The sequence below is a fragment of the Ruegeria arenilitoris genome (assembly GCF_013035425.1).
Classification (GTDB): Bacteria; Pseudomonadota; Alphaproteobacteria; order Rhodobacterales; family Rhodobacteraceae; genus Ruegeria; species Ruegeria arenilitoris_A.
Genome location: NZ_WQHX01000007.1, coordinates 192,467 through 216,592 on the forward strand (window position 1 = coordinate 192,467; position 24,126 = coordinate 216,592).

28 protein-coding genes and 1 tRNA gene are annotated in these 24,126 nt (G+C 50.9%); 12 read left to right on the forward strand and 17 right to left on the reverse strand.

Features of this window, described 5'->3' with window-relative positions; genetic code table 11:
* Positions 1–2 precede the first annotated feature (2 nt).
* From gluQRS to GOV45_RS18390, 4 genes are all read right to left on the reverse strand, one after another.
* Positions 3–905, reverse strand: coding sequence for a tRNA glutamyl-Q(34) synthetase GluQRS (gene gluQRS / locus GOV45_RS18375; RefSeq protein ID WP_170480479.1), 903 nt, complete (start codon positions 903–905; stop codon positions 3–5).
* On the reverse strand, positions 902–1,516 hold the full coding sequence (locus GOV45_RS18380; RefSeq protein ID WP_170480481.1) for a class I SAM-dependent DNA methyltransferase: 615 nt from the start codon (positions 1,514–1,516) through the stop codon (positions 902–904). The genes gluQRS and GOV45_RS18380 overlap by 4 nt, the downstream gene beginning before the upstream one ends.
* Positions 1,517–1,535: 19 nt before the next feature.
* The gene (gene trmFO, locus GOV45_RS18385; protein ID WP_170480483.1) at positions 1,536–2,894 is read right to left on the reverse strand and encodes a methylenetetrahydrofolate--tRNA-(uracil(54)-C(5))-methyltransferase (FADH(2)-oxidizing) TrmFO; all 1,359 of its coding nucleotides are present in this window, start codon (positions 2,892–2,894) and stop codon (positions 1,536–1,538) included.
* A gap of 249 nt (positions 2,895–3,143) precedes the next feature.
* Positions 3,144–3,956 (reverse strand): enoyl-CoA hydratase, encoded by an 813-nt coding sequence (locus GOV45_RS18390; RefSeq protein WP_302478480.1) that lies wholly within the window; start codon positions 3,954–3,956, stop codon positions 3,144–3,146.
* A gap of 30 nt (positions 3,957–3,986) precedes the next feature.
* Here GOV45_RS18390 and GOV45_RS18395 point away from each other — a divergent pair, with 30 nt between their 5' ends.
* Positions 3,987–4,430, forward strand: coding sequence for a PaaI family thioesterase (locus GOV45_RS18395; protein WP_170480486.1), 444 nt, complete (start codon positions 3,987–3,989; stop codon positions 4,428–4,430).
* A 62-nt stretch (positions 4,431–4,492) separates the two neighbouring features.
* Here GOV45_RS18395 and GOV45_RS18400 read toward each other — a convergent pair whose 3' ends face one another.
* Positions 4,493–4,720: a DUF1127 domain-containing protein gene (locus tag GOV45_RS18400; RefSeq protein WP_170480489.1), complete on the reverse strand. Its 228-nt coding sequence runs from the start codon at positions 4,718–4,720 to the stop codon at positions 4,493–4,495.
* Between the two features lie 98 nt (positions 4,721–4,818).
* On the opposite strand from GOV45_RS18400, the gene GOV45_RS18405 reads away from it, so the two are divergent.
* Entirely contained in the window at positions 4,819–6,222 is a 1,404-nt protein-coding gene (locus tag GOV45_RS18405; protein WP_170480491.1) for a PLP-dependent aminotransferase family protein, read from the forward strand.
* A gap of 4 nt (positions 6,223–6,226) precedes the next feature.
* On the opposite strand, the gene GOV45_RS18410 is transcribed toward GOV45_RS18405, so the two are convergent.
* Entirely contained in the window at positions 6,227–6,592 is a 366-nt protein-coding gene (locus GOV45_RS18410; RefSeq protein ID WP_170480493.1) for a nuclear transport factor 2 family protein, read from the reverse strand.
* Positions 6,593–6,831: 239 nt separating this feature from the next.
* On the opposite strand from GOV45_RS18410, the gene rplM reads away from it, so the two are divergent.
* Both rplM and rpsI read left to right on the forward strand, forming a co-directional pair.
* A complete protein-coding gene (gene rplM, locus GOV45_RS18415) occupies positions 6,832–7,290 on the forward strand; it encodes a 50S ribosomal protein L13 (protein ID WP_170480494.1) in 459 nt (152 codons plus the stop codon).
* Between the two features lie 6 nt (positions 7,291–7,296).
* Positions 7,297–7,782 carry a 30S ribosomal protein S9 gene (gene rpsI, locus GOV45_RS18420; protein WP_170480496.1) on the forward strand — a complete coding sequence of 162 codons (486 nt, stop codon included), beginning with the start codon at positions 7,297–7,299 and terminating at the stop codon, positions 7,780–7,782.
* 62 nt (positions 7,783–7,844) lie between these two features.
* Here the strand turns inward: rpsI and GOV45_RS18425 are convergent, their stop codons facing one another.
* The 11 genes from GOV45_RS18425 to GOV45_RS18475 all read right to left on the reverse strand — a co-directional run bounded on the left by GOV45_RS18425 (position 7,845) and on the right by GOV45_RS18475 (position 17,823).
* Positions 7,845–9,005 carry an ABC transporter substrate-binding protein gene (locus GOV45_RS18425; protein WP_170480498.1) on the reverse strand — a complete coding sequence of 387 codons (1,161 nt, stop codon included), beginning with the start codon at positions 9,003–9,005 and terminating at the stop codon, positions 7,845–7,847.
* Between the two features lie 25 nt (positions 9,006–9,030).
* A complete protein-coding gene (locus tag GOV45_RS18430; protein WP_170480500.1) occupies positions 9,031–10,917 on the reverse strand; it encodes an AMP-dependent synthetase/ligase in 1,887 nt (628 codons plus the stop codon).
* 5 nt (positions 10,918–10,922) lie between these two features.
* On the reverse strand, positions 10,923–11,696 hold the full coding sequence (locus GOV45_RS18435; protein WP_170480502.1) for an ABC transporter ATP-binding protein: 774 nt from the start codon (positions 11,694–11,696) through the stop codon (positions 10,923–10,925).
* Positions 11,693–12,457: an ABC transporter ATP-binding protein gene (locus GOV45_RS18440; protein ID WP_170480504.1), complete on the reverse strand. Its 765-nt coding sequence runs from the start codon at positions 12,455–12,457 to the stop codon at positions 11,693–11,695. The genes GOV45_RS18435 and GOV45_RS18440 overlap by 4 nt, the downstream gene beginning before the upstream one ends.
* Positions 12,454–13,551, reverse strand: coding sequence for a branched-chain amino acid ABC transporter permease (locus GOV45_RS18445; protein ID WP_170480507.1), 1,098 nt, complete (start codon positions 13,549–13,551; stop codon positions 12,454–12,456). The genes GOV45_RS18440 and GOV45_RS18445 overlap by 4 nt, the downstream gene beginning before the upstream one ends.
* Positions 13,552–13,555: 4 nt before the next feature.
* Positions 13,556–14,431 carry a branched-chain amino acid ABC transporter permease gene (locus GOV45_RS18450; protein WP_170480508.1) on the reverse strand — a complete coding sequence of 292 codons (876 nt, stop codon included), beginning with the start codon at positions 14,429–14,431 and terminating at the stop codon, positions 13,556–13,558.
* Positions 14,432–14,499: 68 nt separating this feature from the next.
* Positions 14,500–15,528 (reverse strand): alcohol dehydrogenase catalytic domain-containing protein, encoded by a 1,029-nt coding sequence (locus GOV45_RS18455; protein ID WP_170480510.1) that lies wholly within the window; start codon positions 15,526–15,528, stop codon positions 14,500–14,502.
* 97 nt (positions 15,529–15,625) lie between these two features.
* Positions 15,626–15,946 carry a hypothetical protein gene (locus GOV45_RS18460; RefSeq protein WP_170480512.1) on the reverse strand — a complete coding sequence of 107 codons (321 nt, stop codon included), beginning with the start codon at positions 15,944–15,946 and terminating at the stop codon, positions 15,626–15,628.
* A gap of 108 nt (positions 15,947–16,054) precedes the next feature.
* Positions 16,055–16,726 carry a hypothetical protein gene (locus tag GOV45_RS18465; RefSeq protein WP_170480514.1) on the reverse strand — a complete coding sequence of 224 codons (672 nt, stop codon included), beginning with the start codon at positions 16,724–16,726 and terminating at the stop codon, positions 16,055–16,057.
* A 242-nt stretch (positions 16,727–16,968) separates the two neighbouring features.
* Positions 16,969–17,520, reverse strand: a complete 552-nt coding sequence (locus tag GOV45_RS18470) for a hypothetical protein (protein ID WP_170480516.1) — start codon at positions 17,518–17,520, stop codon at positions 16,969–16,971.
* A 213-nt stretch (positions 17,521–17,733) separates the two neighbouring features.
* A tRNA-Ser gene (locus GOV45_RS18475) sits at positions 17,734–17,823 on the reverse strand.
* 123 nt (positions 17,824–17,946) lie between these two features.
* On the opposite strand from GOV45_RS18475, the gene GOV45_RS18480 reads away from it, so the two are divergent.
* The 8 genes from GOV45_RS18480 to proB all read left to right on the forward strand — a co-directional run bounded on the left by GOV45_RS18480 (position 17,947) and on the right by proB (position 24,109).
* A complete protein-coding gene (locus GOV45_RS18480; protein WP_170480518.1) occupies positions 17,947–18,789 on the forward strand; it encodes a DUF2059 domain-containing protein in 843 nt (280 codons plus the stop codon).
* Positions 18,789–19,598, forward strand: coding sequence for a DUF2059 domain-containing protein (locus GOV45_RS18485; RefSeq protein WP_170480520.1), 810 nt, complete (start codon positions 18,789–18,791; stop codon positions 19,596–19,598). Before GOV45_RS18480 ends, GOV45_RS18485 begins: the two co-directional genes overlap by 1 nt.
* A gap of 211 nt (positions 19,599–19,809) precedes the next feature.
* Positions 19,810–20,424 carry a 50S ribosomal protein L21 gene (locus tag GOV45_RS18490; RefSeq protein WP_170480522.1) on the forward strand — a complete coding sequence of 205 codons (615 nt, stop codon included), beginning with the start codon at positions 19,810–19,812 and terminating at the stop codon, positions 20,422–20,424.
* Positions 20,425–20,435: 11 nt separating this feature from the next.
* Positions 20,436–20,705: a 50S ribosomal protein L27 gene (gene rpmA, locus GOV45_RS18495; RefSeq protein ID WP_170480523.1), complete on the forward strand. Its 270-nt coding sequence runs from the start codon at positions 20,436–20,438 to the stop codon at positions 20,703–20,705.
* Positions 20,706–20,801: 96 nt separating this feature from the next.
* Complete coding sequence (locus GOV45_RS18500) at positions 20,802–21,410, forward strand: LysE family translocator (protein WP_170480525.1); 609 nt, start codon at positions 20,802–20,804, stop codon at positions 21,408–21,410.
* Complete coding sequence (locus GOV45_RS18505) at positions 21,407–21,943, forward strand: GNAT family N-acetyltransferase (RefSeq protein ID WP_170480527.1); 537 nt, start codon at positions 21,407–21,409, stop codon at positions 21,941–21,943. The genes GOV45_RS18500 and GOV45_RS18505 overlap by 4 nt, the downstream gene beginning before the upstream one ends.
* Positions 21,944–21,980: 37 nt before the next feature.
* Entirely contained in the window at positions 21,981–23,015 is a 1,035-nt protein-coding gene (gene obgE, locus GOV45_RS18510) for a GTPase ObgE (protein WP_170480529.1), read from the forward strand.
* A complete protein-coding gene (gene proB, locus GOV45_RS18515; RefSeq protein WP_170480531.1) occupies positions 23,003–24,109 on the forward strand; it encodes a glutamate 5-kinase in 1,107 nt (368 codons plus the stop codon). Before obgE ends, proB begins: the two co-directional genes overlap by 13 nt.
* Positions 24,110–24,126 lie beyond the last annotated feature (17 nt).

A 24,126-nucleotide genomic window follows, 5' to 3' on the forward strand; every position in this document is an offset into this window, starting at 1 on the left:
AATCAAAGGCCAACCAGCTTTCTGATGCCTGCGGGTGTCGCGCCGTCGTTTCGATATTTCTCTATGGCACGCGCGTCATCGCGCTTTGCAAGACGCTTGCCGTTTTCGTCCCGAATCAGCTTGTGGTGAATGTAAATCGGGGTGGGTAAGTCCAGCAATACTTGCAGCAAGACGTGTATCCGGGTGGCTTCAAACAAGTCTTGCCCACGTACAACATGTGTTATTCCTTGCTCACCGTCGTCCACCACGACGGAAAGGTGGTACGAAGTACCCATATCTCGTCGAGACAGCACGACGTCACCTATGGTATTTTCCATTTCCTGGGCAGAGAACTCAATAATCCCGGTTTCGCCTCTGGGACCTTGCCCACGTTCTTCAAATCTGGCTATTTCGCCACCTTGAATACTGCGCAAAAGCTTACGCGCCTCGCGAACTGCTTTAGCGATATCCAACCTAAGCACTGTGTCAGTTGGTCGTCTTTGATCCGGGGAAAAATTAGCTGCCCCCTTTGAACGACAGGTTCCAGGATAGATTATACCATCGGGGCCAATTAGAGGCGCGCCTTCCTGAGGAGCGTTGACAGCGGCAGCAATGTCCTTGCGATTGCAAGTGCATGGGTACAGAAGGCCTTTAGCCCACAATCTATCCAAAGCGCCCTGATAAAGGTCCAAACGTTCGGATTGCCGCATCACAGGAGTTGGCCATCGCAGACCTAACCAATGCAAATCGTTGTAAATCTGCTGCTCCCAATGCGGCCGGGCCCGAGATTGGTCAATATTCTCTATCCGCAGCAGGAATTCGCCCCTTTTGGACAGCGCCGTATCATAGGCCAACAATGCCGAATACGCATGGCCAAGGTGCAAAGGGCCCGTAGGCGAAGGCGCAAATCGTGTTCTGAATGTCACGTCTTTTCTAATACATACACGTCAGACTTCATGTCCATACCCTGCAGGTGCGGCCCGTTTTCACGAAACAGCAGACGGGCATGACCCATATCAAGCCAATCACTGAGCCTGGTAGTGTAACTGGGATCTGCCAAAGTCAGATTATTGAACGAAAAGGCCAGAAAACCGCCCTTGGGCAACGCGTTCATCAATAGATCAAAAGTTCCCGGAGGCGCTGCGCCGGTGCCAATTACTCCGATCGCAGTAATTGCGGAATAGGCTCCCTGCTTCAATGGATTGGGATCGGTAATATCGAAATCCTTAACATGACGATACACACCTTTATCTTCAGCGCCTTTCAGCATTTCAGGTGTCGGATCCATTCCATCAATCACATTGTACCCGACCTTGCTTAGCGCCAGTCCAGACAGGCCGGTTCCACAGCCGTAGTCCAGTATAGGAACGTCAGCATCAGGCATTTTGGACCATAACGCTTCGGCAACACGTGCTGGTGTAACGTACCCATTTTCGCCAACATCGTCATCGTAAGACGAGGCCCATTTGCGATAATGCTCTTGGGTATCCTGAGGAGAATTCAGATCGTAAACGTCTTTGAAGTTTTTGTTGCTCATGGCCTCATTTTAGGCGGCGTTAATGCGTCGCGTCCAGCCGCCAATGCGACAACCAATCGGTCCAAGCCGCTTTTGCGCGATCCGTGTAGGCCTTGTAGCGGTCCTTGCGTCCACGGCGTCCACCTTTGAGGCCGTCGACAGGTCGAAATAAACCAAAATTCACGTTCATTGGCTGAAAGGTCTTCGCTTCGGCTCCTCCGGTGATGTGATGTATAAGGGCGCCCATCGCACTGTCCTGCGGAACGGCGGGAATTTGACGCCCCAAAATCTCGGCCGCAGCAAACCGTCCGGCTAGAAGCCCCATTGCGGCGCTTTCGACATAACCCTCGACCCCTGTGATTTGACCGGCAAATCTGATGTTCGGACGGGACTTCAACCGCATTTGCTCATCCAGCAGCGTGGGTGAATTGATAAATGTGTTTCTATGGATACCACCCAATCGCGCGAAACTGGCATTCTCCAGCCCGGGAATCATTCGGAAAACATCTGCCTGTGCGCCGTATTTCATCTTAGTTTGAAATCCTACGATGTTGAAAAGTGTTCCAAGCGCATTATCCCTGCGCAATTGCACGACGGCGTAGGGTTTAATATCCGGATGGTGCGGGTTAGTCAGGCCAACAGGTTTCATCGGCCCATGTCGCAATGTTTCTCGGCCTCGTTCGGCCATCACTTCGATCGGCAGGCAACCATCAAAGTAACCGGCAGTTTCACCTTCGTGGAATTCTGTCTTTTCGGCAGCCAGCAGCGCGTCAATGAAAGCCTCATATTGATCTCGGTCCATGGGACAATTCAGGTACGCTGCGCGCTCCTCTTCGGTTTCACCTTTGTCATAGCGTGATTGCATCCAGGCTTGGCTCATGTCGATGCTGTCTGTGTAGACTATGGGCGCAATTGCATCGAAAAACGCCAATGCGTCAGATCCGGTTTCGGATTTGATTGCCGAACCCAGCGAAGTCGAAGTCAGTGGGCCAGTAGAAAATATCCAATGCCCATCTTCCGGCAAGCAGGATATTTCCTCTGAATTTAATGTAACCCGGGGATGGGCTAGAAGTTTGGCGGTCACCTCTACTGCAAATGGGTCACGATCTACAGCCAGCGCTCCTCCGGCGGGTAAGCGGTGCGCGTCGGCAGTGGTCATAATTAATCCATCAGCAGCGCGCATTTCCCAATGTAGCAAACCAACTGCATTCTGCTCATCATCGTCCGATCGAAAGGAATTCGAACACACCATTTCCGCAAGGTTCCCGGTTTGGTGCGCAAAAGTGCCAACTTTGGGTCGCATTTCATGAACAACAACTTCAACGCCCATTTCCGCCGCTTGCCAGGCGGCCTCGGACCCAGCCATGCCGCCGCCTACAATGTGTAATTTCTGTGTCATGTGCAGCCACATAGGGCACAGACACACTGCGTGCAACGCACGTTTACAGGTAAATTTTTGGGTAATCTTGGGGTCGCCGCTGCGGGAATGTCTACGCCGGTGAGAGAAACCAGCTTGGAGGGACCTTCCGCCGACGGCGACCCAAAAGTGTCCTTAAGGCCTTAGCCTTGTCCCACCTTTGCCACACTGTCGCCCATTTGAAAAGCAAAAAAACACCACGAGCCGCGAAAATCGTTTAAAATAATCGTCTTATTGCTTCCAATTAGGAGGTCTTTTTTCGATAAAGGCGTTTATTCCTTCCTCGGTATCTCTATGAAGCATATTCTGCGCCATCACCTCGGCAGCGTAAGTGTAAGCCAGATCTGTAGGCATTTGAATTTGCTGGTAAAATGCTTCTTTTCCCACCTTTACTGCTGATCCTAACTTTTCAGCAAGGCGTTCCGCCAACGCGTTTGCTTCTTGATCCAGGCTTGACTCAGATACAACCCGATTGATCAGGCCTATTTCAGCGGCTCGACTTGCCGTAATGAAATCACCGGTGGTCAGCATCTCAAAAGCAAGTTTTCGCGGAACGTTTCTACTGAGCGCAACCATGGGCGTAGAACAAAACAGGCCGATATTTACTCCATTAACACCGAAACGCGTACTGTCGGCTGCTATGGCTAAATCGCATGTTGCGACCAACTGGCACCCGGCCGCAGTGGCAATACCATGGGTTTGCGCGATAACTGGTTGCGGAAGACTTTGGATTGACATCATCATCTTAGCGCAGCGGTCAAACAAATCTTGAAAGTATGCAAGCCCCCCGTCTTCCGCTTGCCGACCTTGCGTCATCTGTTTCAAATCATGGCCAGCACAGAAGGCCTTGCCTGCACCACTTAGGATCACAGCACGAATAGATCGATCATCTCGGAGCGAATCGAGTTGGGCTTGAAGGGCCGCCAACATTTCATCACTCAAGGCGTTCAGGCGCTCTGGAGCATTCATAGTCAAGCGCGCCACCGCGCCAATGTCGTTACGTTCCAGAATTGCCATCTTGCCCTCCTGCTGGCTGTTGGCCAACTCTAGGGCGGTACGGCAAGGAGTGAAAGTATGTCATTGGCTCTGAACAAAAAAGAATTGGCTGAATACCTGGTGCAGGTTTTTCCACAGGTTCATCAAGATTTTGTAATCGAGGAACTAACGGAATCGGGTATCACCATGCGCCTTGTCGTGACTGAACGACATCTAAGACCAGGCGGAACGGTGTCGGGACCGTCGATGTTTGGTCTGGCTGACGTAAGTGTTTATGCTATGGTGCTTGCTCGAAAAGGACGTCAATCTCTTGCCGTAACCACCAACAGTTCAATGGACTTTTTGCGCAAACCGATCGGCGGGGTGGACTTAATTGCGAAATGCCGGCTTCTAAAACTTGGCCGCAGTCTGGCTGTCGGAGACGTGCTTATGTTTTCAGAAGGTTCAGATGACGTTGTTGCACGTGCAAGTTTAACCTATTCCATTCCACCGGCAGGTTCAGCTGCAGCGTCATTTGGATAAAAAAGGCCGGGGACAAACCCCGGCCAAGGAAGAGGTCCCAATGAAATGGGACTGGGGACAATTCATTTCATCCAGAAGTAAAGGCCGATTTCGTCATGGGCTTGAAATCGCGTCAATCCGACGTCGCGCAGTAAACGATCGTCTAGTTTGCCAAGGTTCAGGCGACTACGGCGGCGCTGCTCCCATTTTGTGACAGTCGCTGCAAATTGCACGGCCAGGGCTGCGATAAGAGGCAGCCGAGGGCTGTCATTCAGCAGTGCAAGGGCAGGTGTGTGCATTGAGCGTGTCATCTTGAGTATCCTTTCAAATTGTATTGACACAAATATAAGACATTCGGTACAATCATGGGTACATTCAAAATTGTGTCGAAATCAAAGAAAGAATTGTAATGGATACAATTTGGCCGGAGTCGTTGCCTAGGGCAAAGGGTGCAAAATATACGCTGGTTGCCGATACAATTAGAAAAGCAATCGAAAACAAAACACTGGAGGTTGGCGCTAAACTTCCTCCGGTCCGCGAACTTGCGTATCGCTTACGAATAACACCGGGAACCGTAGCGAGAGCTTATACAATATTGACGGACGAGGGGCTGCTTCTGGCCGAGGTTGGGCGCGGTACATTCGTTGCTCCGCCGAAATCTCCGATTTTGGATGATGTTTGGTCTCGACAACTGCATTTACTGGAAGAAAAAAACGAAAATCATGTGAGCCTGTTCAGCCCGCATCTGGCAGATGTGGGGCAGGTGGCCTTGATCCGGGAGTGCCTGCAAAAAGTGGCAAAGGCCGATCCCTGGTTGTTTTTGAACTACCCGACCCGCGACGCGTATAAACCGATGCGGCAGGTGGTAGCCGAGTGGTTGTCTGATTTGCCTCTTGGGGCATTGACCCACGACGATATTGTTTTGACACATGGAGGACAGAATGGTCTGTGCTTAGTATTTCAGACCATCCTACAAGGGGCAAAACCAGTCGTGCTGGTTGAGGACCTGTCCTACGCCGGGTTCCGTCGGGCAGGAGAATTGATGCGCGCCGAAGTCATCGGCATCAGAATGGACAAATGGGGCGTCGATCCCGATGCCATGGATCATGTGCTCCGACAGACCCCCGCGCAGGCGGTCTGCGTTTCTCCAGAGGTGCAAAATCCTACCGGCCTGCACACTCCACTGGAACGCCGTAAAGAAATTGTCGAAGTGGCACGCCGTCATAACGTTCAGATTGTGGAAGACGATTGCTACCGCATGGGTGAAGCACGTGAACCTAGTTTTCGCGCATTGGCGCCCGAGCGCGGATGGCACGTTTCGTCGATTTCAAAAATACTGACGCCTGCCTTGCGTATCGGTTTCGCCATCGCCCCAAGAGAGCGCAGTGCAGATCTGAGGCGATCGGCCGAATACGGTTATTTCGGATTAGCCCAACCTCTTGCTGAGTTGACTCGCCTGCTTTTATCAGACCCACGCACGCGCGAAGTAGCCAGTGATGTGCGCAAGAGGATGGGTGAGTATGTTCGGGTTGCCGTTAATGTTCTGGGTGGTTTTGATCTAAATTGGGCGCCAGACGTTCCTTTCCTGTGGCTCAACCTGCCAGCCGGATGGCGTTCTGCTGCATTTAGCAGAGCGGCAGAAAGAGAGGGTATTCAGTTGCGTTCGGCCGATGAATTCGCGCTTCGAGATGGCCGTGCCCCGAATGCAGTACGCATCGCCATCAATGGCCATGTGTCGTTAAATCGGTTCGAAAATGCGATGGTGCGTTTGCGGACTTTGCTGGACAATCCACCGGAACAAATCAGCGTTTGACATCTCACGCCAAAGGATCCGGATCGCCAAAAAAACCTGCAAGATGCGCTATTTGTCCTTGCTTATTCAATTGAACAAAATCATGTCCTGAAACCATGACGCTACCGTCGGGCGCGATCATGCGCCACGTGAAATGGATGACATCGTGATGAACAGTGGGAGCACTGGTAATTTCAACACGCCCTTTCGTATCCTTAAGGACATTGCCGATGTGCTCACAGAGTTGCTGCCTGCCTCCGACATCAGCCGTGGGGTCCACATATCGTCCATTCTCGGCAAAGCAATGGTCCAACAATTGGGAACGTCTTTCGGGATCGGTTTCCTGCCAGGCTGCGCCGTAAACCGTGATCGTATTATTTATGTCTTGCATCGAAAGCTCCTAAATCCATTGGATGAATTAATAAGGAGATTAGCAGCCCTCGCGTGAATGCAACAACATCCCAAAACTTGGGGTATAATAATACCTATTTTTTATCCATTTGTTATTAAACAATAAAATGACAACAACAGCGCTTGACGTGAAATTCCACTCGATCTAAACACCCTTCATCGAATTTGGACCGGTCTGCGATCAGGCCGGTCTTTCACATCAAACAGGATTGTCCTGACATGAAAACCTTTTCTGCAACTCCTGCAGACATCGACAAGAAATGGATTCTGATCGACGCAGAAGGCGTCGTTCTGGGTCGCCTTGCCTCGATTGTCGCCATGCGTCTGCGTGGCAAGCACAAAGCTTCGTTCACACCGAATATGGATATGGGCGACAACGTCATCGTTATCAACGCTGATAAAATTCAAATGACCGGAAAGAAGCGCGACGAAAACTTCTATTGGCACACTGGCCATCCGGGCGGCATCAAATCGCGCACCAAACAGGAAATTCTTGAAGGTGCGCACCCCGAACGCGTTGTAACTCAGGCAGTAAAGCGCATGCTGCCCGGTAACCGCCTGGCACGCCAGCAGATGACGAACTTGCGTGTCTATGCTGGTGCCGAGCATCCTCATGAGGCGCAATCGCCCGAAGTTCTGGACGTTAAGTCCATGAACAAGAAAAACACCCGGAGCTAATGACCGATGGCTGATCAGATCAATACTCTAGAAGAGCTGAGCGCCGTCGCAGGCGTTGAAACTGTGGCTGAAGAAACTGTCGCACGCGAACCAGTGCGTGACGAACTGGGCCGCTCATACGCAACGGGCAAGCGCAAAGACGCTGTTGCCCGCGTTTGGATCAAGCCGGGTTCCGGCAAAGTCACTGTAAATGGTAAAGATCAGGACAAGTACTTCGCTCGTCCGGTTCTGCAACTCATCCTGCGCCAGCCATTTCAGGTTGCCGGCGTTGAAGGTGAATTCGATGTTGTCGCAACCGTCAAAGGCGGTGGGCTGACAGGCCAGGCTGGCGCTGTTAAGCACGGCATCTCAAAAGCCCTGCAGCTCTATGATCCGAACCTGCGCGGCGCTCTGAAGGCCGCTGGGTTTCTTACACGCGACAGTCGCGTTGTTGAGCGTAAAAAATATGGTAAGCGCAAGGCGCGTCGTTCGTTCCAGTTTTCCAAGCGCTAATTCGCTACGGACTACAAAAAAGTTTAAAGGGCTCGCTGCGCGAGCCCTTTTCTTTTGTTTGACTATTCTTCGTAAACCAGATTCCACGCCCCACCTTCGACCACGTTGACAAATACAGTATCGGCACCTTGGTGATCATCCGGCCCGTAAGTTATATGATTCCCGACTAATTCATCATTGTAATCAAGCGCTTCCATGGCAGCAATAAAGCTATCATGGGTCAAATCTGGACCGGCTGCCTCTAACGCCATGACCATCATTTCAGCAGCGGAATAACCCAGCATCGAAAAGCCAACCGGATCTTCCCCGGTAGCTGCTTTATACTCGGCGATAAAAGCCGCAGGGGCGGGCTCATCGGCTCGCGCCCAAAGATCCAGCCACGATGCAGCTGCATAGAAACCATCAGTAACACCACCAGGAACCTGAGCGACGACAGTCAGAAAGCTTGCTGAAGTGCCAAGGAACTTCATATCGTTAAGTCCCATTTTCTTTGCCGTTCCAACCACGGTGATCGCTTGGCGGACGCCAAGGGCGATAGTCACGATGTCGCAACCTTCGTCCTTTAACTTGCTCAGCGAGCCGACAAAATCCGTTTCGTCAGGTTTATGGGTCGTTTCAGTTCCAAACTTAATCCCGGCTTCTTCCGCTCCCGCCTTACTACCTTCGAGAATTTCCTGACCGAAATCTGTGGGCAGGTACATCGTGCAAACGGTTTGAGACCCGAACTCGTTGGCCAAGTATTTCACGCCGATCCGGCTTTGGTCAAAATAGGTAGAGAAAGAAGTGAACTTGTTGTCCATTGGCTCCTGCAGCATTTGCCGGGCCGCGGTAAGGGGCGCTACATTTGGAATACTCTTTGGGTCCAATAGCTTAAAGCCTGCAACATTCATTGGTGTACCCAAAGATTGGAGCATTGCGAAAACCTTATCTCGGTTCAACAGCTTGTTGTAACCTTGCATCGCCCGAGGCATTTGGTACCCGTTATCTTCGACCACGTAACGGATTTTTCGACCATGAACGCCACCTTCGGCGTTGACGCGATCAAAAACCACGTTCGCGCCTTTGGTTGCTGGCACACCAACCGCAGCAAAAATCCCGCTAAGGTCGCTTACAGAGCCGATGACAATCTCGTCATCTGTTACACCCTGAGTTTCCGCCCATATTGATGTAGTGGAAACTGCCAAAGTGGCGGCTGTCGCCAAACCTTTCGTCAAGTTTCTCATGTCTCTCCTCCCTTTGAACCTCTATCTAATTGTACATGTCATCAATGAGATGTGAGTGTTTCTTTTCTACCAGTCCCCGCTTTAGTTTCATGGTGGCCGTCAGTTCGTCATCTTCGGCGGTTAACAAGACGTCAATCAGCCGAAAGTCTTTTATTTGTTCGACGCGGGCAAATTTTTCGTTCGTCGCAGCGACTTCTGCTTCAATCAGTTTTTTTATCTCTTGCGCAGCGCACAAAGAGGCAAAGTTGGAAAAAGGAACCTTATGATCCTGCGCGAATTTTTCGACATGTTCCTGATCAATCATGATCAGTGCGGTCAGAAATTTGCGACCATCGCCAATGACGACAGCATCCGAAATGTAGAGACTGAATTTCAATCGACTTTCGATCTCGGCAGGAGTGATGTTTTTGCCGCCAGCCGTGATGATAATATCCTTAGATCGCCCGGTTATCGTGACAAAGCCGTCATTGTCCATCTTCCCCAAGTCACCTGTGCGCAACCATCCATCCGCTGTGAATGTCTCGGCTGTCTTTGCATTGTTTCTCCAATAACCCTGGAAAACATTCAGGCCCTTGATTTGAATTTCGCCATCTTCGGCAATCCGAATATCGCTACCAGCAACGGCTTTACCGATGGTGCCCGGTTTGTTGGCTTCAAGTGTGTTTAGCGTCGCGATCCCGGACGTTTCCGTCATTCCGAAACCTTCAATCAAAGGGACACCGATGGCCCAGTACCATTTCAGCAATTCGGGGGAAATCGGCGCCGCGCCCGAGCCACCGCGACGTAATCTGTCCATTCCTAACATTCGTCGCAAGTTTCGCAGAACAAGCTGATCCCAGATCCAAAATCGCACTGCAACGTAGATCGGTATCGGATTGTTTTTCATGCTGTATTCCGCCCGGTCCATCCCTACCTTCAAGGCCATTTCAAAGGCTATACGCCCAGTTACCGAGGCCTCTTGCTTCATTACTTGAACCTGAGAATAAATCTTTTCCCAAACCCGCGGAACAGCCGTAAAGGTCGCCGGAGAAACCTCTTGGAGGTTGGCAAAAACGGTTTCTGGACTTTCCGCAAAATTTACTGTGGATCGCGCCGCTAACGGAAAATAGATCGAAACGTCACGTTCAAGAATGTGACACAGGGGCAGAAAACAAAGCTGCTCATCCGAAGCCAGCGTAGGCAGTGAGTGCGCACCCGCCTCGATTGCAGCCAAGATGTTTTCGTTACTCAACATCGCGCCCTTAGGTTGGCCCGTGGTGCCGGAAGTATAAACAAGGATCGCCGTGTCTTGCGGCGTCGTTTTTTGGATCTCAGACTCGAACCATCCGTTCTCATGAACTTCGACCTGTTTACCAATTGCGTACAGGTCCTGAATCATTAGGCACTTTGGATTATCCAGATCGTGCAAGCCTTCTTCTTCTAGGATTATCACCTTCAACAGGCCAGGGACTTCGTTTTCGATCTCAAAGAACTTGTCTAGCTGCTCCTCGTTTTCAACGATCAAAAACCGGCTGTCGCTGTCGGAGATCAAATATTGAAGCTGACTGGCAGAGTCCGTTGTGTAAACACCCGCGGCAATGCCGCCAACGCACTGTATGCCCATATCGAACCACGCCCATTCCTTGCGGTCCTCAGACAAAATTGAAACGACTTCGCCGCGCTTCAATCCTAATTCTCGCAAGGCGAGACCGATCCACTTTGCATGTTTCCAGTAGTCAGACCACGAATAGGACTTCCAAATACCCAGATCTTTTTCCCGATGGGCTGTTCGGTCACTTAGCTCAGTGCAGCGTTTGTGAAACAGCTCGCCAACCGTTACGCATCCATCAACGCGTAACGGGCGTTGACCGGGTGTTGCGTTGAAACTAACCCCATTGATAATTTTCTGAGCGGGCAGGGTGCTGGCATTCATCTGGTTCATCTCCAGGTCTTTTTCCGCTTCCAACGGCGATTTTCGCGAGCACCTTCTTCTTGAACGCCCAGATAAAAATTCTGGATGTCTTCGGATTTCATCAAATCCTCTGCTGAACCATCCATGACGATCCGCCCAAGTTCCATCACGTACCCATGATGGGCCAATTCCAACGCCGCGTTGGCATTCTGCTCGACAAGCACCATGGTCATTTTTTGCTCGTCGTTTAGTCTCCGCAAAATGCCGAAAATCTCCTGCACGAGTATTGGCGACAATCCCAGTGAAGGTTCGTCCAACAACATGATTTTAGGGCTAGCCATCAAACCGCGACCGATTGCCAGCATTTGTTGTTGGCCACCTGACAGTGTACCTGCCTCTTGCTGCCTGCGCGCTTTTAGAACTGGAAAGTAGTGAAAAACCAGTTCCCGATCCCTTTCGATTAGGGACTTATCGGATATTGTATATGCACCTAGAGTGAGGTTTTCATCCACTGTCATCAAGGGAAAAACCTCGCGTCCTTCGGGAACGTGGACGATGCCCCTTTGCACCACTTCGTGTGGTTCCAATCCCTGAATATCCTTGCCGTTCAGATTGATACGGCCCTTTTCTGGGTCCATAACCCCCGAAACGGTTTTCATTAAAGTAGTTTTTCCAGCGCCGTTGGCACCAAGGATCGAGACAATCTGACCTTCCAGAACATCAAGGGAAACGCCTCGGATCGCTTGGATTGGGCCATAAAAACTTTCAATGTTTCGGATCATAAGGATTGGGTCGTTCATGAGGCTTTCCCAAGATACGCTTCAATCACAGCCGGATGGGATTGCACATGTTCTGGCGGACCAAGCGCCAATTTTGCGCCGTCAGCCATCGCTAAAACTCGGTCCGAAACACCTGAAACGAGCCCCATGTCGTGCTCTACCATCAACACAGTGATACCCATCTGCTTGCGGATATCATCGATCCACCAGCGCATGTCCGTAGTTTCTTCGACCGACAAACCCGAGGCAGGCTCATCCAACAGCAGAAGTTTGGGGTCTGTTGCCAAGGCTCGGGCAACCTCTACAACCTTCCTAACGCCATAAGGTAATCCCGAAATCATTTTGTCGCGAAACGCCTGGAGGTCGAGAAAGTCAATTATTTCTTCGACTTTTTCACGGTTCTTAATCTCTTGCTGCCTTACGGAAGGTAGGAAAAGGATTTCTGAAACCAAGTTCGTTCGGCGGTGCCGATGGCGCCCGACCAATAGATTCTGTAACACGGTCGCGTGCTCAAAAAGTTCGATATTCTGGAAAGTCCTTGCCACTCCGTACGATGCGACACCAGACGGTTTCACCCGCAACAAATCATGCCCATCAAACCGGATTGACCCAGCGAATGGATCATAGAACCGCGATATAAGGTTAAAGACTGTGGATTTACCCGCGCCATTAGGCCCCACAATGGCAAAAACTTCTCCTTCTTCGACTTCGAAAGACAAATTGTCGACGGCCGTGAGACCCCCGAATTTCAGTGTGACACTTTCAAATTCTAGCAAACTCACCTTAGGCGCTCCGTCTTGAGATACGACTTCTGGCGTTTGAACATCTCCTTTCTGTAAAATGGAAATAACTCGAACCAAGTTCGAATTTTCAACCAACGACCGTACATGCCCAAGGGTTCGAAAAGGATGAAGGCGATCAAGATCATGCCAAAGATTCCAAATTCAAGCCCGGGAATGGCTACGGCATTGCCGCCAAATATCGCGCCGACATATTCCTTTGAGATGGAAAGAAATTGCGGCAAGAAGCCAACCACAATGGCACCAAGAAACGCTCCATGGATTGAACCTAATCCTCCAATCACAATCATCATCAGCAGTTGGATCGAAATCAGAACGCTGAACGTTTCGTTGTTGAAAGCTCCGGCATAGAGACCCATCAATGCTCCGGCCCAACCCGTTACAGAACAGGACAAAGCGAACGAAATCATCTTGGTCCGCGCAATGTCCACGCCCATTGCCTGAGCGGAAACTTCTGAATCTCGAACGGCGATAAAACTGCGGCCTAACGGCGCCCTTAACAAATTGATATACCCTATTGTAACCAATAACGTAACACCGAGTACCAGCCAGAAGAACTCAACTGGCGTAGCCCATCGATCCACCAGTTTGCCGAATATCTCGACGCCTCCGACAAATTTACCGGTAACGCCGCCGGTGATCGGCTCAGCCAGCACAATGATGTCGTCCATCAATATTGAGAGAGCCAACGTGAAAATCGCCAGATAAATACCATGCAGCCGCAGAGCAGGGATTGCGACGGTAACACCAGCTATTCCCGTCAAAATACCAGATAAAGGAAAAGCCAGCAGAAAAGGAACGCCAGCTTCGATCAGAGCCACGTTTGCATAACAGCCGAATGCCAGAAAAGCCGCGTGCCCAAGGCTCACCTGACCTGTATGGCCAGTCAAAATCATCAAACCCAGGCCGGCAATTGCCCAAATCAGAACATTGGTCAACTCGCCCAGAAAGAAATCATCCAGCAACCATGGGGCAGAAAAAACCAAAGCCAGAAGAAAAAGATAGAGGCTTAGTTGATATCCATCTTTCCAAGGGCGAATGTCCTGAATGTAATTTGTTTTGAATACAAATCTCATGCAGCTAGACCTTTTTAGCCCGTACTTGGCTGAACAAACCGTTGGGACGAAAAATCAAAACAGCCAACAACAACGCATAGGGCGCAACCTGGCTATAGCCAGCCGCAATATACCGACTGGCAAATGGCTCGATCACGCCAACAATAAGACCGCCAGCTAAAGCACCGGGCAAACTACCAAACCCTCCAATCACTGCAGCAGCAAATGCTTTTATTCCCAGCAAGCCCGTGGTTGGATCAACCGATCCTTTGGCCGCAAAAAGAATGCCTGCAATACACGCGACAACACCGGCCAAGGCCCAGATTACACCCTGAACCTGTTTGACGGGGATACCCATGTAATAAGCAGCCAGTTGGTTTTGTGATGCCGCTTGCATCGCGAGGCCCAGCTTGGTTCGGCTAAAAAACAAGTAAAGCCCAATAGTCAGCAATAAAGTGACGACAATGACGGCAACGTCTTCCAAGCCAAGAACTAGCCCTCCAAAACGGATATCCTTTCCCGCCAGCGGGTTTTGCAAAGTTTGCGGCTCATGCCCCCAGATCAATCCGGCAACAAAACGTATTACAAATCCCATGGCGATGGTAAGAATTACAACCGCCGACTGGCTTTCGCCAAACAGTCTTCGGATGATCAGACGATCCACAAGATACCCGACAGCTGCCATGATGCTTAACGAAATCGGCAAAGCCATCCAGAAGGGCAGCCCCATGTACTCTGTATTCGTCAGTCCGATGGTTACAAAAGCGCCCAGCATCATAAAGTCGCCCTGCGCAAAGTTCACGGCTTCTGTTGCTTTGTAAATCAACACAAAACCGAGAGCGATCAGGCCGTACACGCAGCCATTCGCCAGCCCGCTGATAAGCAGCTGTGCGTTATCCAAGCTTTCCCTCCCGTTGCCTGCGCGCCCGGCGACGTTGGCGCCCCGATCTTGTGTTGGGCTTAGTTTTACTATGGCGTGATAATGACCTTGCCGTCACTCTTTTTCAGCGCACTTGCAAGGTTCGGTACAACTTCGCTCAATCTAAGCCGCTCGGATACATCAGTTTTCCAACGACCATCGGCAAATCGGGCCTGCACCTCGGCAACCACGCGCATTTGCTCTGCAGGGGGCGTCGACATCATCCATCGGGTCAGCCAGAAACCTTCAATTCGTTTACTCATAAAGATCATTTGCCCGGATTGCGTCAATTGAGGCATTTCGCTGCTGAGCTTTCCATATATAACCCAGCGAGCACCGTTCGGCATGGCGCAAAACAGCTGTTCAGACAATTGATCGGCCACTGCATCCAAAAAGACCCGTGGTTTCATATTGGTGCTAATAGACACGAAGTGATCTTTGATCTTTGGATCCGAAGTCACCAATACTTCGACGGCACCAAGTTCTTTCAGTGGTTGAACAGTTTCTGGCCTGCGCACCAATGCGATCGGACTCAATCCTAAATCTCGACCCAGACTACACATCAATTTTCCCAACTGGCTGTTAGCCGCAGAAATCACAAAAGCGTCGCCGTCATTTCGCGCCAAGTCGACCATGGCCATCGCAGTTAATGGGTTCACGATCTGGGATGCTCCATCTTCATCAGAAATGTCGGGCCGCAATGGGATGCACATTTGACCTTGAGTTACGACATACTCTGCCCAAGCCCCTGATCCTGCCGCAACAAAAGCAACACGTTGATCCTGGAGCGTTTCGGCACCAGCACCAGTTGCGACTACATCGCCGCAACCCTCGAATCCCGCCGGAGCGCCTTTTACCCGCGGTTGGCCGTATTCACCCTTAATAAAGTGAATATCCGATGGGTTAACCGAAGCCGCCCGCAACCGGATTAAAACCTGCCCAGGCCCGGGCGAGGGTACCGGCAATTCAGCTTCGGATAGCCAATCAGAAGCATCTTTTATCGTCGGTTCTAGCGCCGTACCGGAATATCCGCCGTGGTTTAGTACAACGGAATACATTGTTGCGGGTAAGGTGTTCATGTGTTGATCCTGTTCAAAATTTATTGAGATATAATCCGTATTGTTCACAAAGGCGCCTTAATGGCAAAAACCAGATAAAATATAACTTATTCAATTTTCAGTTGTTCGAGGAAATAAAATTAGCAACTTGCCCGGCGATGATACCATAACCGGCAGTGGAAGGATGACCACAACCATCGGGCATATATTTCGACCAATCCTGCGGTGTTACAACAACTTTCATAATGTCGGCACGGTTTTGAAATACTATTTTTAGAGTTTCGATCGTATTTTCGTAAATTTCAATATCTTCAGCAGTACCCGGTATCAATACTATGACCGGCTGAATTTGATGTTCTTCTGCAGTAGTTACAAATCGTTCAAGCACAATATTAAGGCCCTTCATGAACGGTGCAAATTCATCAAATCCTTGCGACATTTTGATGAGGGCCCACCTAAATCTGTTAGTTCCAAAGTACTCAATTAGCGAAATTGAGTAAGGAAACTTAGCACGAGGCAGCGATCAATAATCGGTAATAGCCAATCCTTAGACAATTTGGGTCATTTCTTCTTGATCAAATACGGTAGGGTTATTCGGATTTTCCACGAATTGACCAGCGCGGGAATACGGCTTGAAGCCGAAGTGGAAAGTCGGGTTCCCGCGCAGCGGATAATAAGAGTTCAACATTCGGTAAATGTTGTCGCCAATAAAGGCCAATACTGCGATGTCAGCGTCCCGTTGTACTTCAGTCGTCAATTCGAACTTATGCACCGCCTGAAGTATACCACAGCCTGAGACCCCATGACTTATGACTTCGGCATGCAGTTCACTGCTGAGCAGATTTGGAAAGCTGAATGCGTCGCCATGCGTAAAAGAATCCCCGTAAGTTAATATCTTGAGGCCTTCTGCTGACGCAGGTGTCAGCCGACTTCTATCCTTTTTGTATGTAACTTGCACTGGTTCACCAGAACAATCCAACGCCTCATCTTTGCGGCTTGAAGGGTTATTCCATCCAAGCGCTGCATCATAGCGATGTTCGAGCCAATGCTCGTAAGTGCCCCAGTTTGCGATTAGGTCTTGTTTTATCCCTTCTACATCTGAAAACACTCTGCCTTTCGACTCGGATGTCCTCGAAAGAGCGAACCCCAGAACTTCTAAAAGCAAATTGAGAACACAGAAATTTATCAGAACAATCTTTGTGAACCTGAACAATTTCATCCTTGCAGCACCGCAACAAAAACTAACCGTTTAACAATCTGGTTGAAGTTTAAGGCCTTTTTGTTGTCTGTCCAAACGTCAAAAGGTTTTTTGCACTTGGACGTTCGCATCAACCAACAAAATTTGTCTCTTCCGTGTTCCGCGCGGTCAAGATGTGCGGCCACAGAAATGGCCGCATAGGTCAGTACTTAGCCGAGAATTTAAGGTGTTCCGAAACAGGCCTTCCTTATCTCATGCGAAATTTACTGAGTTAACAAAGTCCGCAGTTCTTGGATCTTTTCAGCCACTGTTTCGGGGGCAGCTTTTATTTCGTCGAGAATTGCTACAGCTTGCGCCTTGATCTCCTGTGAAAGGGTGCTGTCTTGGATTGCCTCGACCATAGCGTCATAGTCAAAATTCTGCGCCGTCAACTTCCCTTCTTCGACCCATGAGTTGAAAAGGTCCTGACCCTGATCGGTCAGTGAGGCGACCTGATCGCCGGCTTGCGTAACAGCTTCTTCTGCTTGTTCTGCCGCTGAATTCGCGGCATCGTTGGCCTGTTCCGTCACTGAAGAGGCGGCTTCACTGGCTTGATCTGCAACAGATGAGGCCGTTTCAGTTACCTGGTCAGCTACGGCATCGGCTGCCTCTCCAGCGGCTTCTTTGACTGCAGATGCCGCTTCACTTACGGCTTCGCCAGCCTCTTCGGCCGCAGACTGCAGTTTTTCGGCAGGTGTAGGTTCTGGTTGACTCAGGTAGAAGTAGGCGCCGAAACCGACAACGACGACCACTAGAACAAGTAATAGGCGGGACATTGGGATCTCCTTTGAGTTCTGCTTTTCGTCGAATTGAGAGAAAACTAGCCACTTGCAAAGGGGAAAACCGGAGTATTTCGGTCAAAGAACAAGATTGAGCCACACAGCGCTGATCGGGTACGTTTGGGACGGCGACTTCATGCCACTTCGAAAACGAACAGTTACAAAACGCTTGTCACTGCCGAAGGAGAAATTGAGTTTTTGAAAAAGTTGTGGCGGAGAGACAGGGATTCGAACCCTGGGTGGGCTTGCACCCACAACGGTTTTCGAGACCGCCCCGTTCGACCACTCCGGCACCTCTCCGCGGGGGTCTGTGAGGCGTCGATTTAGTGAGGATCATGCAGGGGTGCAAGCAGAAAATTCTCGATTTCCCGCTAGCCGGGATTTTCCATTGCTTGCGGGCGGAAAACGCCTAGGCTCACATTTATGACTTACTCAAAGCGCTATACCATTCTTCCGTACTTATTGTCCGTCGCAATTCTTTGCCTGACTGCAGCATGCGCATCGGCGGCCAGCCGTGACAGGATTGAGGCGTTTTTGACAACGACTGGATTTGACGTCGCATTAGAGAGCATCGCACTTGCGAGCGCATCGGCGCCACAAATGCTGGGGATCGATCCCGACGGCTTTGGCTCTGACTGGACACGCCTGACCGAAGAAGTGTTCGACACTGAGGAAATGCACGAAACAGCCGTTTCTATACTTGAACAGACGCTAAGCGAAGAAGCTTTGTCCCATGCGGTTGAATTTTATGCTTCCGATCTTGGTCAGCGTCTGGTCGAGGCCGAAAACGCCTCCCACATGGATGAAGATGAGGACGAAAAACAGGACCAAGGGCAGGAGATCGTTTCGGATTTGATCAAAGAAGGCTCGATGCGTGTTGAAAGCCTTAAGCGCATGAACCGAGCTGTCGACGCTAGTGGAACATCCTTGAGGGCATTGCAGGAAATTCAGGTCCGTTTCCTGCTTGCGGCCAGTGCTGCCGGCGTAATCGAACTTCAAATGAGTGGCGACGAGTTACGCCAGATGATGAAACAACAAGAACCCGAGATGCGGCGCGCACTTCAATTGTCTGCCTTGGCAGGGGCGGCTTACACGTACAGAGACTTTTCCGATGAAGATGTCGATGCATATGTTTTGGCCCTCGAACAGCCTTTGATGCAGGAGGTCTACGAGCTGTTGAACGCAATTCAATATGAAATCATGGCCATGCGATTTGAGGTTTTGGCTTCAAGAATGTCCGAACTGCGGCCTGCTCAGGATATTTGATGCGCCGCTTGTTTTACAATGTGTTGGCCATCGCTTCTTGGTCTTCCCCGCTTGCAGCCGATGAAAAGTTGGATCGGCTGATGCAGGCCATGCAGTTGCAAGAGGTAATAGAAATAATTGGAAAAGAAGGCCGTGAGCAGGGCGAAGTATTGATCGACACCGTGCTCGACGGCAACGGTGATTCATACTTTCAGGCAGAGGTCGAAGACATCTACGATCCGGTCTGGATGCACGATCAGATGATCAGAACGGTCGGAGAATATCTGAATGAAGGACAAATAGAACAGGCGACCGTTTTTTTCGAAAGTGAATTGGGGCAGACCATTATTTCACTCGAAAATTCGGCACGAATGGCCCTTATGGACGATGCCATAGACGATATGGCACGACAGGCCTATCGCCAATTCGACCGCGAAACTGAATTCTACTTACTAATCGACGAATACGTTCACGTTAATGACTTGATTGAGCAGAACGTGCAGGGATCGCTTAGCGCGGACTACAATTTCTTTCTCGGCATCTCGAATAGTCAAGGCTTTCCAATGGAAAACGACTTGCTGTTGAACCAGCTAATGGAACAAAAAGGCGAAGTGGCTGTCGAAACCGAGTCCTGGGTGTATTCCTTTCTGCTTTTGGCCTACCAGCCTCTGAGCAAAGCGCAAATGCGAGAAAATATTGCCTTTTCGCGAACCGAAACTGGGCAGGCGCTTAACGAAGCGCTGTTCAAGGGGTTCGACTTCATGATCGACGGAATTTATTATCGTTTGGGCGAAGCCGTAGCTCGCGCGATTGACTCATCAGAGCTTTGAACTCGAAATCGGTTGACATTTAATTGCAATGCTTAGATAAGCCTGCATCCCGGCCGGAATAACCGCGCCGGGTATCGTTATTATTTGACCCGAAAGGCGTGTCCTCAGGGTCATCCACACAGCCCGAAAAGGGCGCGCAGTTCGAGGTGGCAGCGGCCAAAACTCCCGTAAATCGGGGACCATAGAACGCGGTTTTGAAAAGGATTAACACATGTTTGCGGTCCTGAAGACCGGCGGCAAGCAGTACAAGGTTCAAGCGGGCGACATGCTCCGCGTTGAAAAACTTGCTGCAGACGCAGGTGAAACAGTTCAATTCAACGACGTTCTGATGCTTGGGGGTGAGGCTCCCGTAGTAGGTGCGCCGTTCATTGATGGTGCGGCAGTTCAAGCCGAAGTGATCGAACAAGTTAAAGGTGACAAGGTCATCAAGTTCGTGAAACGCCGTCGTAAACACAGTTCGAAGCGGACGGTCGGACATCGTCAGAAACTGACGTTGGTCAAGATCACCGACATCTTGTCGTCGGGCGCGGACAAGTCGGGCGTTAAAGCTGCAACAGGTACAGCACCTGCAGGCGAGGCTGCTCTGGCAGCGAAAAAGCCTGCGAAGAAAGCGGAGGCCAAGGCTGAAGCTCCGGAAGCTGGCGCTGCTGACGATCTGACCAAGTTGAACGGCGTTGGCCCTGCTGCCGCTAAGAAATTGGCAGAAGCAGGCATCGAGAGCTTTGCTGCTTTGGCCGCCTTGTCGGACGAGCAGATTGCTGCTATCGAGGCCATCAAAGTGAAACCCGAATGGGTTGAACAGGCCAAAGAACTGGCCAAAGGCTAAGGAGAGAGAGAATGGCACATAAGAAAGCTGGCGGTTCCTCCCGTAACGGTCGCGACTCAGCGGGTCGTCGCCTTGGCGTAAAACTTTATGGTGGTCAGTCCGCCATCGCGGGCAACATCATTGTACGCCAACGCGGCACCAAGTTCTGGCCGGGCGAAGGCGTAGGCATGGGCAAGGACCACACAATCTTTGCAACCGTGGATGGCGCCGTGAAGTTTCATAAGGGACTAAAAAACCGCACATTTATTTCGGTCTTGCCAGTAGCGGAGGCCGCAGAGTAAGCCGAAACCCAGAAGGTTTAAGAAAAATTCATGGGGGACCGGCAGAAAGTGCCGGTCCCCTTTCTCGTTTTAACGCATTCCTGATTGAACACCCAGATGACAGTCGCAACCACCAGCTTTCTTATCTTTGCTGCCAGCCAGGTTGGTACGCCCGGGCCTGCCAATATGGTCCTGCTTGGAACCGGCGCGCGCTACGGCTTTCGCGCTGCGCTGCCATTTGTGGTCGGTGTCATCTTGGGCAAGCAGCTGATCATCTGGCCAGTAGGATTTGGCCTTATGCAAGTGGCAGATAAGGCTCCAATTGTTTTTACGATCCTGAAATATGCTTCTGCGGCATATATTTGTTGGCTGGCTTGGAAAATCGCGAACTTACGCCTGTCACGCTCTGATGCCGATGGAAACGTGCCGGGATTTTGGGCCGGATTGATCGTCCATCCGCTTAATCCAAAAGCCTGGGCTATGATAATTGCAGGATTCACGGGCTTCGTTGCCGCCGGTACTCCCAGCTTTAACGCGACGTTAACAATCGCTCTTTGTTTGTTGATTTGCCAAGTTGTTTTGCACCCGGTCTGGACTTTTGCTGGCGATAGAATAGCCCATGCGGTTGAAGGACGACCGGTTGAAAAATATCTGATGTGGACGTTGGCCAGTCTTACTGTTGCGTCCGTACTTTTTGTGTTGTTCGGAGGAGGAACGAACTCATGAAACTTGAGACAATAATAAACCAGCCGGTCATCGAAACCGAGCGGTTCGATCTTCGCCCCTTGCGCAGATCGGATATGGGTCTCATTGAACACTACGCGGGTGATGAACGCGTGGCGCGTATGACCACGTCTATCCCTCATCCGCTTCCACCGGGCTCGATCGAGGCCTTTGTTAACCGTTCCATGGCTGAAGAACGGGACGAGGATGTTTGGGTGATGGATGCAACCAAGGATGGCGGTCCTGAGCTGATCGGTCTGATCTCGTTGGAAAAGCTGGATCGCAATCAGTCCGAAGTTGGTTATTGGGTCGCACCGATCTATTGGAACACAGGGATTGCGTCCTTGGCCGTCGAAGCACTGGTTCTCGCTAATCCGTTACAGAACGCAAACATGTTCGCCAGTGTTTTTCAGGATAACCCTGCCTCAGCCCGAGTATTGACGCATTGCGGGTTCCAGTATCTTGGCGATGCCGAAAGTTATTCGGTGGCACGCGACGCGAATGTGCCCACCTGGACTTACAGTAAAAAACTCTGACTTGTGGCCGATGGGGCCTTTGCAGTAGGGGACAGTCATGAAATTTCTTGATCTCGCAAAGGTCTACATCCGGTCAGGCGCCGGAGGCAATGGCTGCGTCAGTTTCCGACGCGAAAAGTACATTGAATATGGTGGGCCTGATGGCGGCGACGGCGGTACGGGTGGATCGGTTTGGGCCGAAGTGGTGGATGGGTTGAACACGCTCATCGATTTCCGCTATCAGCAACATTTTTTCGCAAAAAACGGTCAACCAGGACGTGGGCAGCAGCGCACTGGTAAAGACGGTGACGATATCATCTTGCGTGTGCCGGTCGGCACCGAAATTCTTGATGAAGACGAAGAAACTGTCATTTGTGATTTAACTCAGGTAGGTGAGAGATTTCTGCTGGCCAAAGGTGGGAACGGCGGCTTCGGAAACCTCCACTTCAAGTCCGCAACCAATCAAGCGCCTCGCCGCTCCAATCCCGGTCAGGCTGGGATCGAACGAACGATCTGGTTACGCTTGAAGCTGATCGCTGATGTTGGCTTGCTGGGCCGGCCGAATGCCGGCAAATCAACCTTTCTGGCTGCCACATCGAATGCCCGCCCAAAAATCGCTGACTATCCCTTTACGACACTTCACCCCAATTTGGGTGTTGTTGGCGTAGACAATGTCGAATTCGTCGTGGCCGACATTCCGGGCTTGATTGAAGGTGCTCACGAGGGGCGAGGAATTGGAGACCGTTTTTTAGGTCATGTCGAACGCTGCTCGGTACTGCTACATTTGGTTGATGGAACCTCTGAAGCCATTGCCGAGGATTATCACACCATCATCCGAGAGTTGGAAGCTTATGGCGGCGCCTTAGCTGAAAAACCAAGGATCACGGTTTTGAACAAGGTCGATGCATTGAACAATGAGGAACAGAAAATTGCCGTTGCAGTATTGCAAGAGGCGGTCGGTGGTCCTGTAATGACCATGTCCGGAGTTGCTCATTTGGGAGTCACCGACGTTTTGCGTGCTTTGCGCGCCCAAATCGACGAAAACAGGTTGCGCCAGAAACCCTCTGAGGAGACACTGCCTTGGCAACCCTAAGCAAAGCCCGACGTCTGGTCGTCAAGATCGGATCAGCTCTGTTGGTGGACCGCAAAACTGGGTTGTTGCGAGGCGATTGGTTGCAGTCACTGGCACAAGATGTAGCCTGGATAAAGGGGCAGGGTGCAAACGTCATTCTAGTTTCATCCGGGTCAATCGCGTTGGGACGCGGGGTTCTTAATCTCCCGCTGGAAAATCTGCCATTGGAGCAGTCTCAGGCTGCTGCGGCCGTCGGTCAGATCCGGTTGGCCCGCGCATATGAAGAGGCGTTGAATCCCTACAGCATCACAACCGCACAGGTTTTGGTAACCTTGGAAGACAGCGAAGATCGCCGACGCTATTTGAATTCACGGGCTACGCTGGAAACTCTACTGGGGCTGGGCGTCGTTCCAATTGTCAACGAAAACGATACTGTAGCTACAGACGAAATCCGGTATGGCGACAATGACCGATTAGCGGCGCAAATAGCTGTGACAGTGGGCGCTGACCAGCTTGTTTTATTGTCAGACGTGGATGGATTTTATACCGGAAATCCAAACGAAAATGCGGCCGCGACGAGATTTGATGTGATTGACGAAATCACTCCCGATATCGAAGCCATGGCTGGCGACGCTGGTTCAGGATTGTCCAAGGGCGGTATGAAAACGAAACTTATGGCCGCAAAAATGGCGACAGCCGCAGGTTGCGCGATGGCTATTACTGAAGGATCGGTTCTTAATCCTCTGAAATCTTTGGAAAATGGGTCAAGCAGCACGTGGTTCACTGCTAAGCTGGATCCGCACGCTGCTCGTAAACGCTGGATTTCGGCGATGAAGCCCCGAGGTCGGATTGTGGTCGATGATGGTGCAGCAAAGGCACTTAAAAACGGGAAAAGTTTGTTACCTGCTGGGATCGTCGAAGTCTCTGGTGACTTCGGACGCGGCGATCCGGTGGCAATTCTTGACCCTTCCACACGACGGTTGGCACAGGGCCTGAGCCGGTACACTGCGCAAGAAGCTGATGCCATAAAAGGCCGTAAGTCTTCTGAGATTGAAGCAACGCTAGGGTATCCGGGCCGAGCTGCCTTAATTCACCGCGACGATCTGGCGCTCTGACGGCTGCACCTGCTAGA